At 73.1% G+C, this 809-nt stretch carries 1 protein-coding gene; it reads right to left on the bottom strand.

Annotated elements, in window-relative coordinates; all coding sequences use genetic code 11:
* Nucleotides 1-698: FtsW/RodA/SpoVE family cell cycle protein (locus tag BN1056_RS14645; RefSeq protein WP_244671543.1), on the bottom strand; the 698-nt coding region annotated here is incomplete at its 3' end.
* Nucleotides 699-809: the final 111 nt, after the last annotated feature.

Here is an 809-nt window from a genome sequence, read left to right on the forward strand (position 1 = left end):
GCGAAGCCGACCATGCCCACCAGCCCCAGGGCGGCGAACCAGCGCCCGCCGAGTCCCCCCAGCCACAGGGCGCCGGCCACCAGGGCCGTCAGCACGATCACGGTGCCCAGGTCGCCGCCGGCCATGACCAGGCCAATGCCGACGCCGGCGGGCAGCAGGATCCAGCCGCCAAAGCGCGCGAACTTGGGCCAGCTGTTCACGCCCCCCAGGAAGGCGTCCCGGCGGGCGGAGACCGTGGCGCCCAGGTACAGGCACAGCCCCAGCTTGATGAACTCCGAGGGCTGGGCGGTGCCCAGGCCGGCGGGCAGGGCGATCCAGTTACGGTTCCCGTACACGTCGATGCCGATACCGGGCACGAACACCAGCAGTTGCAGCGCGAAGGCGAGCAGCAGCGCGGGCCAGGCCAGGCGCTTGAGTGCCCGCAGCGGCAGCCGGGAGAGCACCACCATGCCCACCAGGCCGACGGCGGCGAACGCCAGGTACTTGGTGAAGGCGGTGAAGGCATTGCCGCCCTCGGCGGCGGTGGTGACCGACTGCACCGAGAAGACCATGGTGAGCCCGAACGCGAGCAGAGCCAGCGTGGCGATGAGCAGGGCGTAGTAGCTCAGGGTGCTGCCCTCGCCCTTGACCGGGCCGTCCTTGCCCCGCGGGCGGCGCCGGCGATCGGACCCGCGGCGGGTGGGCTTGTCGGCGGCCATGTCAGTGCCGGTCCTCGCCGTCGGCGGACTGGGCGGCCCGGGAGGCGGCCTGGGCGAACAGGTCGCCGCGCTGGGCGTAGGAGTCGAACTGGTCCCAGGAGGCGCAGGCGG

The organism is Actinomyces succiniciruminis (genome assembly GCF_900002405.1).
Classification (GTDB): Bacteria; Actinomycetota; Actinomycetes; order Actinomycetales; family Actinomycetaceae; genus Actinomyces; species Actinomyces succiniciruminis.